Raw genomic sequence first — 16,639 nt, 5'->3', positions numbered from 1 at the left:
AACAACGTTAAAAGAAAGGAAGGCTGAATATGATAAAAACTACAGCTGGAAAAGCAGCTATGTCGGTATTAAAAGAATGGAATATCGATCACATTTTCGGTATGCCGGGAGATTCCATCAATCATTTTATGGACAACTTGCGCAGTGAAAAAGATGAAATTGAATTTATTCAAGTCCGTCACGAGGAAGTAGGCGCACTTGCGGCATCTTCTTACGCCAAAATCACAGGCAAAATCGGCGTCTGTCTGTCGATTGGAGGGCCGGGTGCGATTCATTTGTTAAATGGTTTGTATGATGCGAAAGCAGACGGTGCACCGGTTCTGGTGCTAGCCGGACAGGTGCCTCGTGCGAAGCTTGGCAATGAATCATTTCAAGAAGTGAACTTAGAACGGGTTTTTGATGATGTGTCGGTGTTTAATCACCGAGTAGACTCGCCTGAATCGTTTCCGCATTTGCTGCAGCAAGCGATTCGAACGGCTTACGCTAAAAAAGGTGTAGCAGTTCTAGTTATTCCAGATGATATTCCGTCTTCAACAATTAAAATTGATGAAAAAACGCCAATTGCTAATGTATCAAAAAGCATTTCTCACAGTGACCCAGAAGATGTAGCTAAAGCGCTTCTAGCGATTAAATACGCGAAAAAACCGGTTATTTTAGCAGGAACGGGTGCCAAGCATGCGAAGCTTGAATTAGCGCAGTTTGCGGAAAAAATTGCGGCGCCGATTATCTTTACGCTTCCGGGCAAAGGAATACTCCCTGATCACCACCCTTATAATCTAGGGCAGCTCGGTCAAATTGGGACGAAGCCGGCGTATGAAGCGATGGAAGAAACCGATTTGCTGATTATGATTGGAACGTCGTTTCCATACCGTGAATTTTTACCGGACGGGGTTGAAGCGATTCAGCTGGATTCTGATGCCACACAAATCGGCAGACGCTATCCTGTATCCATCGGATTAGTCGGAGACTCTAAAACGACCCTATCACAGCTTACGCATAATTTAGATTACCAGGAAAACCGCCGTTTCTTAGAAGAGTGTCAAGTTAATATGGAAAACTGGTGGAAACACGTAGAAAAAGAAGAAAACGAAGTGAGTACGCCAATCAAGCCGCAGCAAGTCATCCCTAAGCTGCAAAAAATCGTCGATGATGATGCGATTGTATCTGTTGATGTCGGGAACGTAACGGTATGGATGGCGAGACATTTCCGCATGACAAATCAAAAATTTGTGATTTCAAGCTGGCTGGCAACGATGGGCTGCGGACTTCCAGCTGCGATTGCAGGAAAGCTTGCTCATCCTGAAAAACAATCGGTAGCCGTTTGCGGTGACGGAGGCTTTACGATGGTCATGCAAGACTTTGTGACCGCTGTGAAGTACAAGCTGCCAATCGTTGTAGTCGTCCTCAATAATAGTGAAATCGGGATGATTAAATATGAACAAGCAATTCAAGGTCACTTGGATTACCAAACGCAGCTCGGGGAAATGAACTTTGCGAAGTTCGCTGAATCATGCGGAGGAATTGGCTACCGCGTTGAAAAATACGAGGAGCTCGAAACCGCTTTTGAAAAAGCAGCGCTTGCGAATGTCCCTGTGGTGATTGATGTCGTTATTGCGGATGAGCCGCCGCTTCCAGGTAAAATTTCATTTGGACAAGCAGCCAATTATTCGAAGCACATCATGAAAAAGTTCTTTAAAGAACATGAGCTCGAAATGCCGCCGCTTCGAAAAGGACTAAGCAGAATGCTTTAATCAGTGACTCTCCTTACAGGAGAGTCTTTTTAGGAGGGATATCATGGGAGTGTTTGAAATCATTTTACTTATTTTTGGTGCGGTCATGATGCTTGTGATTGTAGTGCCGGTTATTATGGCTATTATTCTTTGGATGAAAGATGAAAAACAAGAAGAGCATTCGGTTTTGAGAAACTATCCGCTGCTCGGGAAAATGCGCTATATTTTTGAGAAAATGGGGCCTGAACTGCGTCAGTATTTATTTTTAAATAATAACGAAGGCAAGCCGTTTTCTAGAAATCAATACGAGCAAACCGTTAAATCAGGTAAATACCTCAACCGAATGATGGGGTTTGGCTCAGAGCGTGATTTTAACGAACCTGGCTATTATATTCGAAACGCGGTATTTCCAAAGCAGCGCGATGAAATGAAAGCGGATAATACGACAAAAATTAAAACAAAAGTATATAAAATGGACGCCGATAACTTATTCAGCCGAAGAGAGCACCGAGAAGAAAAAGAAGCGGATCCGTTTTATTTGCGGGATGAAGAAGCGGTTGTTATAGGTCCTTCATGCAAAAAACCGTTTGTTGTAAAAGGATTAATCGGCCAGTCCGGCATGAGCTTTGGAGCGCTTGGTGACCACGCGATTACGGCTTTATCCCTAGGGTTAGGACGAGCAGGCGGCACGTGGATGAACACGGGAGAAGGCGGACTGTCACCGTATCATTTAAAAGGAAACGTCGATATCATTTTTCAAATTGGGCCAGGGCTTTTTGGCGTTCGGACAAAAGAAGGCGAATTTTCATGGGAAGAATTTAAAAAGAAAAGTGAAATGCAGCAAATCAAAGCGTTTGAAATTAAGCTCGCCCAAGGAGCCAAAACGCGAGGCGGTCACGTAGACGGTTCAAAAGTAACGGAAGAAATCGCCGAAATCCGCAACTTACAGCCAGGAGAATCGGTAGACAGCCCAAACCGTTTTAAAGAGTTCGCGTCGTATCCTGAAATGTTCCAGTTTATTGAAAAACTTCGAAATGTGGGCGGCAAGCCAGTAGGCATTAAAATGGTTGTCGGCAACACAAATGACCTTGAAGAAATGGCGGCGTATATGAAAGAGACGGGAAGCGGTCCTGACTTTATTACGGTCGACGGAGCAGAAGGAGGAACAGGGGCATCGTTTCAAGAATTAGCAGACGGAGCGGGCGTACCGCTGTTTTCAGGCCTTCCTTTTGTGGATGAACTGCTTAAAAAATATGGCGTTCGTGATGAAGTAAAGCTTTTTGCATCGGGCAAGCTGCTAACGGCTGATAAAGTTGCGACGGCTTTATCACTGGGTGCTGACTGCGTTAATATTGCCAGAGGATTTATGTTTTCTGTTGGCTGTATTCAAGCGCAAGTTTGTCACAATAACAGATGTCCCGTGGGCGTAGCGACAACAGATCCAAAGCTGCAAAAAGCGCTTATTATTGAAGAAAAGTCATACCGCGTGTGCAACTACGTGCTGTCATTACGTGAAGGATTGTTTAATTTAGCCGCAGCAGCCGGTATTGATTCGCCAACGAAGTTTTCAAAGAAACATGTAGTATTTAAAAACAGCAGCGGACAGTTAGCTGATATTTCTCTAAAAGAAAAGATGTACGTATAAAAAGCTGCCGATTGGCAGCTTTTTTATTATCTTCTTTGAAGCAAATGCAGGCAAAACTCTAAGTCTTTTTGTAGGTGCTCTTGCATTAATGCTTCTGCTTTTTCAGCATTGCGTTCTTTAATCGCGTTATAAATGTTTTCATGTTCGTCAATTAAAAACGGGCGGTTGTAAAACACCACAGTGTGACGGAATAAGTAAATGATCGACTGCATGCGGTCGATGATGTTAATCATTACGTCATTGTTGCTTGCGTTCACAATAATGGCGTGAAAACGTTCATTTGCGCTCATAATTTCTTCAAACGAGCCGTTTCTTCCGATGTCTACGCATTCCTTTAATTCTTCTAATTCGTTATCAGACAAAAAAGTCGCTGCAGCTTTAGAAGCTGAGCCTTCTAGCAGCATTCGCACTTCAAACAAGTTGCGTAAATCTTTTTCTGTCGGCGACACCACTTTTTTTCGAACAATCAGTCCTTCATATTCTAAGCGTCTAATGGAATCACGAATCGGCGTTCGGCTGAATCCAAGCTCGCTCGCTAATTTTTCTTCGACGATTTTTGTACCGCCTTCAAGCTCACCGTTTAAAATTTTATCTCGAATCATCTCATAAGAAGGGTGATGAGACGAACGAGAACCTTGATTTCTTAACATACTCTACTTCACCTCTAGCATTCGACACGAGAAAATCTCGTCTCTTTCTCTCTTTATTTTTAATCATTTTGTACGCGTATACCCAAATCATACTATAACTTGTGAAAAGGTGGGACGGAAAGTTTCGGTTTTGGAAATAAATTTCATTTAAAAAAAGGCTAGACAAATAAATAGAATGCGAATATGATGAGTGTATACAAAATTATCAGAAATGTATACAAAAATATTTTAACGTATACATTATTTTTTAAAACATATTTGAAAACGTATACAACAAGGGGAGGAAACGAAAATGACAAAACGCGTTGGATTTATTGGACTTGGAATTATGGGAAAACCGATGACGCTCAATTTATTAAAAGCAGGCTTTGAGGTAACGGTTTACGATATTAATAAAGCAGCAGTAGAAGAAGTGAAAGCAGCAGGAGGATTTGGAGCAGAAAGTCTTGCTGAAGTTGCAGTGAACAGCGACGTGATGATCACGATGCTTCCGGCTTCACATCATGTAAAAAGCGTGGTGCTTGGAGAAGAAGGGTTAATTCATAGCGCCAAAGAAGGAAGCGTTATCATTGATATGAGTTCCATTTCACCGGTAGCATCAAAAGAAATTGCGGCTGAACTTGCACAAAAAGGAATTCACATGCTAGACGCTCCGGTTAGCGGCGGAGAGCCAAAAGCAATTGACGGCACGCTTGCGATTATGGTCGGTGGAAATGAGCACATCTTTGAAAGCGTTTCATCTATTCTTTATGCGATGGGAGCAGAAGTAACGCTTGTTGGAGACAACGGAAGCGGCGTAACGGCTAAGCTTGCGAACCAAGTCATTGTGAACTTAAACATTGCAGCGATGTCTGAAGCACTTGTGCTAGCAGCCAAAGCAGGCATTGACGTTGAAAAAATGTATCAAGCGATTCGCGGCGGATTAGCAGGAAGCGCTGTATTAGATGCAAAAGTGCCGCTTATTTTAGACCGCAACTTCGTAGCAGGGGGACGCATTGATATTAACTTAAAAGATATGACAAACGTGATGGAAACGGCTCATGACATTGGCGTACCGCTTCCGCTTTCAAGTCAGCTGGTGGAAATTTTCCACGCGTTAAAAGTAGACGGAAAAGCAAGCGATGATCACGGCGGAATTGTACAGTACTATGAAAAGTTAGCAAACGTTGAAGTGAAAAAGAAGGTGGAAGCATGATTAAACAGCAGGAAAAACGTCTTGTAAGCGATGTGTTTAAAAACATTCCAGCGGTCGATGATGCACTTGTACAAAAAATGCTCGACGAAGAGCTTCTGACGTTTAATCAAAAAATCATTGTGCTAGACGATGATCCAACGGGTGTTCAAACGGTTAACGGTATTTCCGTCTATACAGACTGGAGCAAAGACAGCATTAAGCAAGGGTTTTTAGAAGAAAACTCCATGTTTTTTATCCTAACGAATTCACGCGGATTTACCGCTTCTGAAACGGAAAAAGCCCACGCGGACATTGCTGCTGTTATTACAGAGGTAGCGGCTGAAGTAGATAAAGAGTTTTTAATTATCAGCAGAGGTGATTCGACTCTTCGCGGTCACTACCCGTTAGAAACAGAAGTATTAAAGAAAACCGTTGAACAGCACTCCAATCAAGTGCTCCACGGCGAAGTGATTTTTCCTTTCTTTAAAGAAGGCGGACGCTTTACGATTGATAACATTCACTACGTGCAAGATGAAGACTACTTAGTGCCGGCGGGAGAAACGGAATTTGCAAAAGACCGTACGTTTGGCTACAGCAAGTCTCATTTAGGCGAGTGGGTAGAAGAAAAGTCAGAAGGGAAATTCAAAGCAAGTCATACGACGTATATTTCGCTCGGGAGCATTCGTGCCCTTGATTTAGTAACGATTACAAATCAGTTAATGGAAGTGAAAGACTTTAACAAAGTAATTGTGAACGCAGTGGATTACGTAGACGTGAAAGTTGTGACGATTGCGCTTCTTCGCGCGATGAAGCTTGGAAAGCACTTTATGTATCGAAGCGCTGCGGCTTTAACAAAAGTGATGGGCGGAGTGAGCGACAAAGACCTTTTAACAAAAGAAGAGCTCATTAAAGAAAAGTCGTCAAACGGCGGATTAATTATGGTTGGCTCGCACGTAAAAAAAACAACAGAGCAGTTAGAAGAATTAAAGAAATGCAGCTTCATTGAATTTATTGAATTTGATTGTCATCTTGTCTTAGAACCTGAAAAGTTTGAAGAAGAAGTGAATCGTATTATCAATGAAGCAGAAAAGCTTATTTCCAAAGGTCAAACGGTAGCTGTGTATACAAGACGCGAGCGCTTAGATCTTGGCGAAGGCAAAAAAGAAGAAGAGCTTAAATTATCGGTAAAAATTTCAGATGCGGTTACAAGCATTGTTCGCCGCTTGAACGTTCGTCCAAACTTTATCGTCGCAAAAGGCGGCATTACGTCAAGTGATATTGGCGTAAACGGCTTATCTGTAAAGCGTGCGACGGTTGCTGGACAAATCAAACCCGGCATTCCGGTATGGGTAACGGGAGAGGAAAGCAAGTTTCCAGGCATTGCATACATCATTTTCCCTGGGAATGTTGGAGCCAAAACAACGCTTCGAGAAACGGTTGAATTACTAAGTAAATAGAAAGAAGTGAACGTACGAGGTGCGTTCACTTTAGAAAATATTTGAAAGCGTATACATTATTTGGATGTACGTACATGAAAAATGGTCACACTAAGGGGATGAACATATGAATTCAGTATTCGGATTAAGTCATGAAGCAAGTCTTTTGCTGTATGCGATTGTATCGATTGTCGGACTGATCTTTTTAATTGCTAAGTTTAAAACAAATCCGTTCGTAGCGCTAATTGTTGCGGCTTTGTTTATGGGTCTTATTTCAGGAATGAAGCTGCCTGATATCGTAACGGCTTTCCAAGAAGGAGTAGCGAGCGTCTTAGGATTTATCGCGATTGTTCTTGGTCTTGGAACGATGTTAGGTAAAATGATGGCAGAGTCAGGCGGAGCCGAGCGTATTGCCCGCACGTTAATTAAAGTGTTCGGTGAAAAGAACGTACACTGGGCAATGATGGTTGTAGCCGTTATTTGCGGTATCCCGGTCTTTTTCCAAGTTGGCGTTGTGTTATTAATTCCGCTTGTGTTTGTAATTGCCAAGCATACGGGTACGTCACTTATTAAAATTGGTTTATCATTAATTGCCGGTTTAGCCGTTGTTCACAGTTTGGTACCTCCGCATCCGGCAGCGATGCTAGCGGTGGATATCTTTAAAGCAGATTTAGGTAAAACGATTTTGTATTCATTAGTTGTAGCATTTCCAGCTGCAGCCGTGGCGGGTCCTATTTACGGATCGTTCATTTCACGCCGTGTTCACGTAGAACCAACGGGTGAAATTATGGAGCAGTTCACAGAGTCGAAGCATAAAGATCTTCCTGGCTTCGGCATTACATTATTTACGATCCTACTTCCGGTACTATTAATGCTTTTAGCAACGATCACTGGGTTTGTTTATCCAGAAACAAGTACGATTCGCTACGTAACAAACTTTATCGGAAGTCCAATCGTTGCGCTTTTAATTTCATTGGTATTTGCTTTTTACTCGTTCGGTTTTGCAAGAGGATACAACAAAGACGATCTATTAAAATTCACAAACGAATGTCTTGGACCCGTTGCTTCGATCATTTTAATCATCGGTGCAGGCGGCGGTTTTAATAAAATTTTAACAGCAAGCGGTGTAGGTGACGCGATTGCAGGATTTGCTCAAGATGCCCATCTTTCTCCTATCGTGCTAGCGTTTGTGATTGCCGGGTTAATTCGTGCAGCAGTTGGTTCAGCAACAGTGGCAATGACAACAGCAGCAGGTATTGTCGCACCAATTGCAGCAACGATGCCAAACGTAAGTCCGGAGCTGTTAGTACTAGCAACAGGCGCAGGTTCTGTGATGCTATCGCACGTAAATGATTCTGGTTTCTGGTTAATCAAAGAATTCTTCAATATGTCAGTGGCTCAAACGTTAAAAACGTGGACAGTGATGGAAACGATTCTATCATTTGCGGCGTTTGCAATGGTTCTTATTTTAGACATTTTCATCTAAGAAAAAAAGCGCTGGTTTCAGCGCTTTTTTCTTTGATATAAAATATATTCAAAATATTTCAAATAATGAGAAAAAAAGACTAGATTTTTCCCGTTTCGATAGTATAGAATAGTTATAAAGTAGCAAAGGGGGTAGATGTATGACAAATGACGAAAAGTATCAAATTGGTTTGACGACAAAAGCATTAATTCCAGTGAACGATTCTGTGCACCGAACGAAGGTGCTGGATGAAGCAGGAGAATACATGCTAAGCAAGACGTGTAAGCAATTATTAGAAGAAGCGTGTATTCGAGAATTAAGTACGTTTAAGGGATCGATTGCCGCCGTTCGAAAAATGTTTCCGTACAAACAGCTTACGCCGCTTGTTATTAATCGTTCACAAGCCATCATTGCGTTTCCGACATCTTCGCCAAATGACTATGGCTGCGCTTGGATTTTTGCCTCTCATGTTCATACTTCACACACGCTTGCTACAGTTGATCCAACCTCCATGCTAATTCACTTCAAAGATGGAACGTTCATTCCAGTGAAGCTTTCTTATTATAGTTTAGAAAAAAAGCTGGCCAGAGCGGCTGTTATTCGTAATTACTGTTTAGAAAGTCCCGTTGTCTTGGCATAATCGTTCGATTTATCGAATAAACTTGTCCTACATATGAACAATCGTTTGGACTACACATATGAACGGAAGGAGGAAGCTTATCATAAGCTTCCTCCTTTTCTTACTCCTGAAGAAGCGAGGCCTTTAGCTTTTTGCGAGCTGCTTTTCCCCAGTTTTTAACGGCTCCCGTGGAGACTCCGTATTTGTAGGCAATATCTTTATACGAGTAGCCTTCTAGCAGATGTTCGAGTACATAGATTTTTTCTCTCCCTGTTAAGTGTTCGATATGCTGCTTGATGATTTCACTTTCTAGAGGAACGGGAAGAGCGTGATCTTCGTTCAGTGAAAGCAGATTCTGCTCAGCAGGTGTTTCCCGTTCTTCGTATAAAATGGTGCCTTTTAAATGAGAAAGGATCGTACCGCGCACGGTTGTGTAGGCATAAGCGGAAAAAGAGCCTTTGCTTTCATCAAATTTTTGATACGCTCTCCATAAACCAATCAACGCAATTTGATAATATTCGTCGTAGTCTTTGTAAATATGAAATTTTTTAATCATCGACACAATTAATGGATGAAAAGATGAAGCGATTTGATCAAACGAGCTTTTTTGCATGCAGCATTCCTTTTTCAAAAACGCGTTTTTGCTGTATTCCGCCGGTATCTCTACTGTACAAGGGGAAGATCACCTGTGCGAATGAACGTACATTATGTTTTCTTTTTAAGAAACGTGACGTAATTTCCCCGGAAACTTCACGTTTCGCTAGGAAATATGCGAAGTATACGTGTATTTGTAGAGATTTTACGTACGAAAGGTCCCCCATTCCAAATTCTACTAATCTATAATTACTCTTATATCAATCGATGTAGCAACTCTACCATCACCAAAGAGCGGTGATGGTAGAGTTGCTAGACCTAAGCGGCAGTCACCCTCCCTTGCGGGTTTGCGCCTGCCGCTTAGGTGAACCTTTTTGGGCAAATTCAGTGGAGTATTTTTGTGTTTGTCTCTTTGTTTATTCTATTGAATGTAAGTTGGGTGGGCAGAATATATTTGGTTTTTAAAAACGGGTAAAGGGGAGATTGAATGAAGGCGATGGTTGGGGTAAATGTGGCGGCGGCTGTTTTGTGCGGGGCGGTGATGTATGCGGGGACGCAGCACTGGCAAGAGCAAACGGAAGCGCAGGCAAGTGAAGTAAAAACTGCTGTTGTACATAAAGAAAAACAGTTTTCCGATGTATCTGCTTATACAAAAAATCTTCCAGACTTTATCACAAAACAAATCCAGTCATCTATCGCAAATAAAAAACCTCTAACTCTTGTGCTTGCCACATCCGCAAAGGAAGCAGAGTGGCCTCAGCAGTTAAAAAAAGAACTAGCAGCTACATATGGACGTGATGTATTTACGGTCAAAACACTTTCATACGGCAGCCAAACAACCGATGAGCTTTTATCCTCACATATTGCCGATCAAATTGATCAACTTCAGCCAAACATTATTCTGTTTGAAGCACCTCTTAAAAATGACTATCAGCACCTTACGCTAGATGAGACGCTTGAAAATACAGACAAGCTGATTCATCAGCTTAAAGACTTGAAGAAAACCCTTATGATTCAGCCGTCACAGCCATATATTTCACAAACTGGGTCCTACGAAGAAGGGGTAGAAGCGATCAGAGGAGTATCTGAAGCAAACTGGGTATATTATATGAATCACTCGCTCATTTGGCCGTTTCATTTAGGAGAGTATATAAATAAAGACAGCGGCAATTTAACGAAAAAAGGAAATGAGGTGTGGGGGGAATATGTTGTGAATTGGTTTACAGGAGAATAAAAAGATAAGCCCTCTTTCAAAAGAAAGAGGGCTTGTTTTTTACAATTTTGCTAGATTGTGACTTTTTCTCGTTTTATAGTAGTAATTTTTGGTATCTCTACACTTATAAAGTTTAAAGCCAAAAATCTCTAAAGGGGTCCAAACCTTTTTGATGTTTACGAGTGGCATTACAATTCTCCATTCTGTTCTTTATAAAAGTTCTATTGTTTCATTATAAAGAACTCAAGAGGGATAGTAAATACTATAAAGAACAGTTTATCTAAAAAATTCTTTATAAAGAATTTTTTGGGATTGTCATTTTTGACATATAAACATTTAGAATTGCTTGGTCTGCGATACAGGCGATAATCAATTTATATATTGATGAAAAGATAGATGATAAGATACTAACCCAAGTCTTTAGAACAAGACGATCAAACTATCGCTCATTTTTAATAGGAGTGATTTTTATCATAGCCCAAGCTGCATATTCTTGTTACATTAACGTTGTGAAAAACATCACAAAATAAAATGCAAAGGATGATCCAAATTAAAACGTAATTAGACCACTTATTTTTTTTGCTTGCTGTTAAAGTAATGGAATCGCATACATACCGTAACTGTGTTAGAAAATCTAACACATAAGTTGAACGATTCAGAAAATTCATATATCTTAAGTATATCTTTAAAGATGCATAGAAAATATATCTTTGAAACAAGCAGGTATAGACGTCAGGGGAGGAATGGAAGATGCAAAAAAAGAAACTCGTATTGATTGGAAATGGAATGGCTGGGGTTCGAGCGGTTGAAGAAGTATTGAAGGTTTCAAACGAAGCGTTTGAGATTACAATTTTCGGAAGCGAGCCGCATCCGAACTATAATCGTATTTTACTATCAAAAGTGCTGCAAGGAGATACGAATGTTGAAGACATTACGTTAAACGATTGGAACTGGTATCAAGAAAACAATATTACATTATATACGGGGGAAACGGTTACTAGTATCGATTCAGTAAAAAAAGAAGTAGCGACAAACAGCGGCAGAGTAGAATCATATGATGAATTAATTTTAGCAACGGGCTCTCTTCCTTTTATTCTTCCGATTCCAGGATCAGATAAAAAAGGAGTTACGGCTTTTCGAGATATAAAAGACACGGATGAAATGCTGCAGGCATCTCAGCAGTATAAAAAAGCAGCGGTTATTGGAGGCGGACTGCTTGGGCTAGAAGCGGCGCGGGGACTGTTAAATCTAGGGATGGACGTATCTGTCATTCATTTAGCTCCGTATTTAATGGAACGTCAGCTCGATCCAACAGCCGGCAAATTGCTTCAAAACGAATTAGAAAAACAAGGCATGAAGTTTTTGCTTGAAAAACAAACGGCGGAAATCGTCGGCAATGAACGAGTTGAAGGATTATCTTTTAAAGACGGTACGTTTTTAGAAGCTGATTTAGTCGTAATGGCGGTTGGAATTAAACCAAATGTTCAGCTTGCAAAAGAAGCGGGACTTAACGTAAATCGAGGAATTGTCGTGGATGATTATATGCAAACGGATATCCCAAACATCTACGCTGTCGGAGAATGTGCAGAGCATAGAGGAATGGTATACGGGCTAGTAGCACCTCTGTATGAACAAGGAAAAGCATTAGCCAAAGCGATTTGCGGGGCAGAAAAAGTGCCTTATGAAGGATCGGTTTTATCAACGCAGCTAAAAGTATCAGGTGTTGAAGTGTTTTCGGCAGGCGACTTCATGGAAGATGAAGAGAAAAAAGCGATCAAAGTGTTCGATGAACAAGACGGCATTTATAAAAAGCTTGTTCTGCGAGGCAATCAAATCGTAGGAGCCGTTCTTTTTGGAGACAGCAGCGACGGAAATCGACTGTTTTCAATGATTCAAAAGCAAGAAGACGTATCGGATGTCGCAAAAGTGTCGATTTTACAGCCATCTGGCGGTAACGCGGGTGAAAGTTTAGTAGCAAGCATGAGCGCGGATGATATTATTTGCGGCTGTAACGGCGTAACAAAAGGTACGATTGTGGAAGCTATCCAAAAACAAGGATGCTCATCGGTTGATGAAATCAAAGCTTGTACAAGTGCCTCTCGTTCTTGCGGAGGATGTAAACCGCTTGTAGCGGAAGTGCTTCAGCATACTCTTGGCGCTGACTTTGACGCTACGGCTCAAAAAGAAGCGATTTGCGGCTGTACGACTCTGTCACGAGATGAAGTTGTCGAAGAAATCAAAGCAAAAGGCCTTTCGCATACGCGTGAAGTTATGAATGTACTCGGCTGGAACAATGAAGAAGGCTGTTCGAAATGCCGCCCGGCGCTAAACTATTATTTAGGTATGGTGAATCCAACCGGATACGTTGATGAACGCGAATCACGATTTGTGAATGAACGCATGCACGCGAATATTCAAAAAGACGGCACGTATTCTGTTGTTCCTCGCATGTACGGAGGCGTCACAAATGCAGAAGATTTACGAAAAATTGCAGATGTTGTTGATAAATATGAAATTCCGCTCGTAAAAGTGACGGGTGGTCAGCGTCTTGACTTGTTTGGTGTTAAAAAAGAAGATTTGCCTAGCGTATGGGAAGAATTAGATATGCCTTCTGGCTATGCGTACGGCAAGTCGCTGCGCACGGTGAAAACATGCGTCGGCGAACAGTTTTGCCGTTTTGGCACGCAGGATTCAATGGGCGTTGGGATTGCGCTTGAGAAAAAATTTGAAGGACTATGGACGCCTCATAAAGTGAAAATGGCTGTATCTGCTTGTCCGAGAAGCTGCGCTGAGTCAGGTATTAAAGATATTGGCTTTATTGGAATTGACGGCGGCTGGGAAATTTACGTGGGCGGAAATGGAGGTACGCATCTTCGCGGCGGAGATTTGTTGTATAAAGTAAAAACAGACGAAGAATTGATGGACATCACAGGAGCGTATTTACAGTATTACCGAGAAACGGCTAATTACTTAGAGCGTACGTCTGCATGGATTGAGCGCATGGGACTTTCACACATTCAATCAGTGCTTGATGACGCGGAGACGAGAAGAGAGCTGAATATGCGTATGGACGAAGCGTTATCTACGTACCGTGATCCTTGGAAAGAAATCGTCGAAAGCAAAAAAACGAAAAAAGAGCTGTTCGAAACAGTTGTCACATCATAATGCTGGGGGGAAATAAAGATGGTGAATAAAAACATTACAAAAGTATGCGTAGGGTCGATTCATGATTTTCCGGTAAGCCTGGGTAAAACAGTGAAAGTAAACGGAAAAGAAATTGCGGTGTTTAAGCTATCAAGCGGAAAAATACGGGCAATTGAAAACCGCTGTCCGCATAAAGGCGGGGTGCTAAGTGAAGGAATCGTGAGCGGCGACTCGGTGTTCTGTCCGATGCACGACTGGAAAATTTGCCTGCATGACGGCAACGTACAAGAGCCTGACAGCGGCTGTGTAGACACGTACGAAGCGTCTGTTGAAGGAGATTTGCTGTATCTTTTAATTGAAGAATAAGTAACGAGGCGCGTTGATTTTCAACGCGCCATAAAAATTCAAGGGGACACACTAAAAGGAGCGAAGCAAAATGCGGACAGGAAAAGTGTACATTGTAGGAGCCGGACCAGGAGATCCAGATTTACTAACGATAAAAGCAGCCAAATGTTTAGAAAAAGCAGATGTTATTTTATATGACCGACTAGTGAACCCTGTTCTTCTTCAGTATGCAAAAGAAGGAGCCGAACTCGTCTACTGCGGGAAAAAGCCTGGTGATCACTGCGTTTCTCAAGACGATATTCATGATTTGCTTGTATTCTACGCAAGAAAAGGAAACACCGTTGTGCGGTTAAAAGGCGGAGATCCGTTTATTTTCGGAAGAGGCGGGGAAGAAGCAGAAGTGCTCGTTCAAAACGGAATTCCGTTTGAAGTCGTTCCAGGTATTACAGCAGGCATCGCGGCACCGGCCTATGCTGGAATTCCTGTGACGCATCGTGAGCTCAGCCGTTCGTTTGCGGTTGTGACGGGACACTGTTTGAGCGGCAAGCCGGAAAGTATTCGCTGGGAGCATTTAGCAAAAGGTGTTGATACGCTTGCGATTTACATGGGCGTTAAAAACTTGCCGTATATTTGCCGCCAGCTTTTAGAGGCGGGGAAAAGCGCAGATACGCCGGTCGCTCTTATTGAACAAGGCACGTCGGTTTATCAGCGCACGGTTATAGGCACGCTTGGCACTATTATAGACACGGCTGCGGAGCAGCAAGTGAGCAATCCTGCGATGATTGTGATTGGTGAAGTGGTGAAGCAAGCTTCTGCTCTTTCTTGGTTTTTGGAAAAATCAGAAGAAAAAGTATGCGTCTAAGATGAATAAAAGGAGGGAACGCTTTTGCTTAAGAATTCACTGCAGTCAATGAATGAGTTAGCCCGTGAAAAAACGAAGCTTGTCAATGATTATTTGCCGAGTTATTTGCTGTTAGCTGTGCTTGCGGGTGCTTACGTGGGACTTGGCGTTATATTAGCTCTATCGGTAGGAGCGCCTTTAGCTTCTGCTTCTTTACCGGTCGTTTCTCTTGTGATGGGGTTATCATTTGCTGTTGCTCTCTTGCTTGTCGTATTTGCAGGAGCTGAATTGTTTACGGGGAATCATATGGTTTATACGGTCAGTACGTTATCAGGAGTCACGACATGGAAAGATACGTTCAAAAACTGGACGTGGTGTTTTATCGGAAATGCGATAGGTGCGTTTGGGCTTTGTTTGTTAATTACCGGAACCGGTTTGTTTAAAGGAATTGAACCGAACCATTTACTCATGACGCTGGCAGCTAAAAAAATGAATTTGCCGGTTAGTGAATTATTTTTCCGCGGCATCCTTTGCAACTGGCTTGTTTGTCTTGCGATTTGGACGGCTTCGCGCACTAAAAGCGATGCGGCAAAGATCATGCTTATTTTTTGGATGCTTTTTGCATTTGTTGCTTCAGGATACGAGCACAGCGTGGCAAATATGACGTTTCTTGGCCTAGCTTTACTGCTTCCGCATCCAGATGCGATTTCGGCTGCTGGACTATTTCATAATTTAATTCCTGTTACGCTCGGAAACATCGTAGGGGGAGGAGTGTTTGTAGGAAGCCTCTACTGGTTTGTGAACGCTAGGCAGCTAAAAGAAGCTAAAAAGCAGCCGGCTTCTCTCTCAGCTGACTTGGATTCTGCTAAACTTTCTAAATAGCAAAAAAACCGCTCTTTGTACCATATAGTCTGCTTTTTAAAGCTATCATCACGGTATTTTAGAGCGGTTTCTTCTATATAATATAAACTGCTTAAAGCGTATTCACATCTATACGTATCGAACAAGCAGTATTGTTCTTCATTTTATAGAAACAGGAAGTCTGTGAGAATTGAATCCGGACAGATTCTGTTGAAATGAATATGTGAGGGTGCAGATATCATCGAAGAGGCAGAGGGCATCTTAGAATTTTAATGTTGTTTGGCATTTTATGCTCTTTTTGAGCTTCCTTAAAGCAGTTGTACATTGCTTTGCTGCCTAAATGATTAGCGGAGTGAATCGTAATTCGGTCGGCATATAAATGATGTTTTACCATAAAATGCACGAGCATTAATCCATTCCGTGTCTTGCTGAGTAAATCGTGATCGAGTGACAAATGTTCAACATCGAATGATCTTAGCAGATCAATACATTCGTCAATCGTTTCGGCTAAAACATGACCGTCAGGGCATTTGCGATAGTCGTCTAGAAAAACATTGATTTTCATGACTGATTCTCCCTTCCTTGCCTTGTATTTAGTGTAACATACATAATGTCATATACCTACCTAAGTCTATTCGACACATTTTCCTGCATTCCTTCTTAAATAGGGGTAAAAACATGAATTTTTATCATTATTTGCATATCTGAGGCGAATAAACAGGAAATAAGGAAAGAGATGTCGAACGAAAAATGAATAGATAAACAGTTTAAACTGGAAATTAACTTTTTTTATTTTGTGATCTTTGTTTAACAAGGTCATTTAAATCCCAGATTTGACAAGGGATGGAAAAGGTTTAATGAATAAAAGATTGTGAGAAAAAAACGATAATTTGCGATTTTTTTAAAATAAATTGGAAATTTC

Annotated in this window: 14 protein-coding genes; 11 read left to right on the top strand and 3 right to left on the bottom strand. The window is 41.7% G+C overall.

The window, feature by feature from the left end:
* Positions 1–29: 29 nt before the first annotated feature.
* On the top strand, positions 30–1,751 hold the full coding sequence (locus N178_RS14705) for a pyruvate oxidase (RefSeq protein ID WP_045293097.1): 1,722 nt from the start codon (positions 30–32) through the stop codon (positions 1,749–1,751).
* A 43-nt stretch (positions 1,752–1,794) separates the two neighbouring features.
* Positions 1,795–3,375 (top strand): FMN-binding glutamate synthase family protein, encoded by a 1,581-nt coding sequence (locus N178_RS14700; protein WP_045293096.1) that lies wholly within the window; start codon positions 1,795–1,797, stop codon positions 3,373–3,375.
* Positions 3,376–3,401: 26 nt separating this feature from the next.
* On the opposite strand, the gene N178_RS14695 is transcribed toward N178_RS14700, so the two are convergent.
* The gene (locus tag N178_RS14695; RefSeq protein ID WP_045293095.1) at positions 3,402–4,025 is read right to left on the bottom strand and encodes a GntR family transcriptional regulator; all 624 of its coding nucleotides are present in this window, start codon (positions 4,023–4,025) and stop codon (positions 3,402–3,404) included.
* A 292-nt stretch (positions 4,026–4,317) separates the two neighbouring features.
* Here N178_RS14695 and garR point away from each other — a divergent pair, with 292 nt between their 5' ends.
* The 4 genes from garR (at position 4,318) to N178_RS14675 (ending at position 8,740) form a co-directional block, all read left to right on the top strand.
* Positions 4,318–5,220 carry a 2-hydroxy-3-oxopropionate reductase gene (gene garR, locus N178_RS14690; protein WP_045293093.1) on the top strand — a complete coding sequence of 301 codons (903 nt, stop codon included), beginning with the start codon at positions 4,318–4,320 and terminating at the stop codon, positions 5,218–5,220.
* A complete protein-coding gene (locus N178_RS14685) occupies positions 5,217–6,656 on the top strand; it encodes a four-carbon acid sugar kinase family protein (protein WP_045293092.1) in 1,440 nt (479 codons plus the stop codon). The genes garR and N178_RS14685 overlap by 4 nt, the downstream gene beginning before the upstream one ends.
* A 106-nt stretch (positions 6,657–6,762) precedes the next feature.
* Positions 6,763–8,121 (top strand): GntT/GntP/DsdX family permease, encoded by a 1,359-nt coding sequence (locus tag N178_RS14680; RefSeq protein WP_013055857.1) that lies wholly within the window; start codon positions 6,763–6,765, stop codon positions 8,119–8,121.
* Positions 8,122–8,260: 139 nt separating this feature from the next.
* Entirely contained in the window at positions 8,261–8,740 is a 480-nt protein-coding gene (locus N178_RS14675) for a competence protein ComK (RefSeq protein ID WP_045293090.1), read from the top strand.
* A gap of 100 nt (positions 8,741–8,840) precedes the next feature.
* Here the strand turns inward: N178_RS14675 and N178_RS14670 are convergent, their stop codons facing one another.
* Positions 8,841–9,332 carry a sigma-70 family RNA polymerase sigma factor gene (locus N178_RS14670; protein WP_045293088.1) on the bottom strand — a complete coding sequence of 164 codons (492 nt, stop codon included), beginning with the start codon at positions 9,330–9,332 and terminating at the stop codon, positions 8,841–8,843.
* A gap of 468 nt (positions 9,333–9,800) precedes the next feature.
* Here N178_RS14670 and N178_RS14665 point away from each other — a divergent pair, with 468 nt between their 5' ends.
* The 5 genes from N178_RS14665 to N178_RS14645 all read left to right on the top strand — a co-directional run bounded on the left by N178_RS14665 (position 9,801) and on the right by N178_RS14645 (position 15,738).
* Positions 9,801–10,547: an SGNH/GDSL hydrolase family protein gene (locus N178_RS14665; protein WP_045293086.1), complete on the top strand. Its 747-nt coding sequence runs from the start codon at positions 9,801–9,803 to the stop codon at positions 10,545–10,547.
* 729 nt (positions 10,548–11,276) lie between these two features.
* Complete coding sequence (gene nirB, locus N178_RS14660; protein WP_045293084.1) at positions 11,277–13,691, top strand: nitrite reductase large subunit NirB; 2,415 nt, start codon at positions 11,277–11,279, stop codon at positions 13,689–13,691.
* A gap of 18 nt (positions 13,692–13,709) precedes the next feature.
* Positions 13,710–14,036: a nitrite reductase small subunit NirD gene (gene nirD / locus N178_RS14655; protein WP_013055862.1), complete on the top strand. Its 327-nt coding sequence runs from the start codon at positions 13,710–13,712 to the stop codon at positions 14,034–14,036.
* A gap of 70 nt (positions 14,037–14,106) precedes the next feature.
* Positions 14,107–14,877: a uroporphyrinogen-III C-methyltransferase gene (gene cobA, locus N178_RS14650; RefSeq protein ID WP_045293082.1), complete on the top strand. Its 771-nt coding sequence runs from the start codon at positions 14,107–14,109 to the stop codon at positions 14,875–14,877.
* Between the two features lie 24 nt (positions 14,878–14,901).
* Positions 14,902–15,738, top strand: a complete 837-nt coding sequence (locus tag N178_RS14645) for a formate/nitrite transporter family protein (RefSeq protein WP_080890195.1) — start codon at positions 14,902–14,904, stop codon at positions 15,736–15,738.
* A 217-nt stretch (positions 15,739–15,955) separates the two neighbouring features.
* On the opposite strand, the gene N178_RS14640 is transcribed toward N178_RS14645, so the two are convergent.
* A complete protein-coding gene (locus N178_RS14640; protein ID WP_014461165.1) occupies positions 15,956–16,282 on the bottom strand; it encodes a cyclic-phosphate processing receiver domain-containing protein in 327 nt (108 codons plus the stop codon).
* Positions 16,283–16,639 lie beyond the last annotated feature (357 nt).

The organism is Priestia aryabhattai B8W22 (genome assembly GCF_000956595.1).
Lineage (GTDB): Bacteria > Bacillota > Bacilli > Bacillales > Bacillaceae_H > Priestia > Priestia aryabhattai.
The sequence above is the reverse complement of the archived record's forward strand: the minus strand, read 5'-3'. Positions and strand labels throughout refer to the sequence as shown.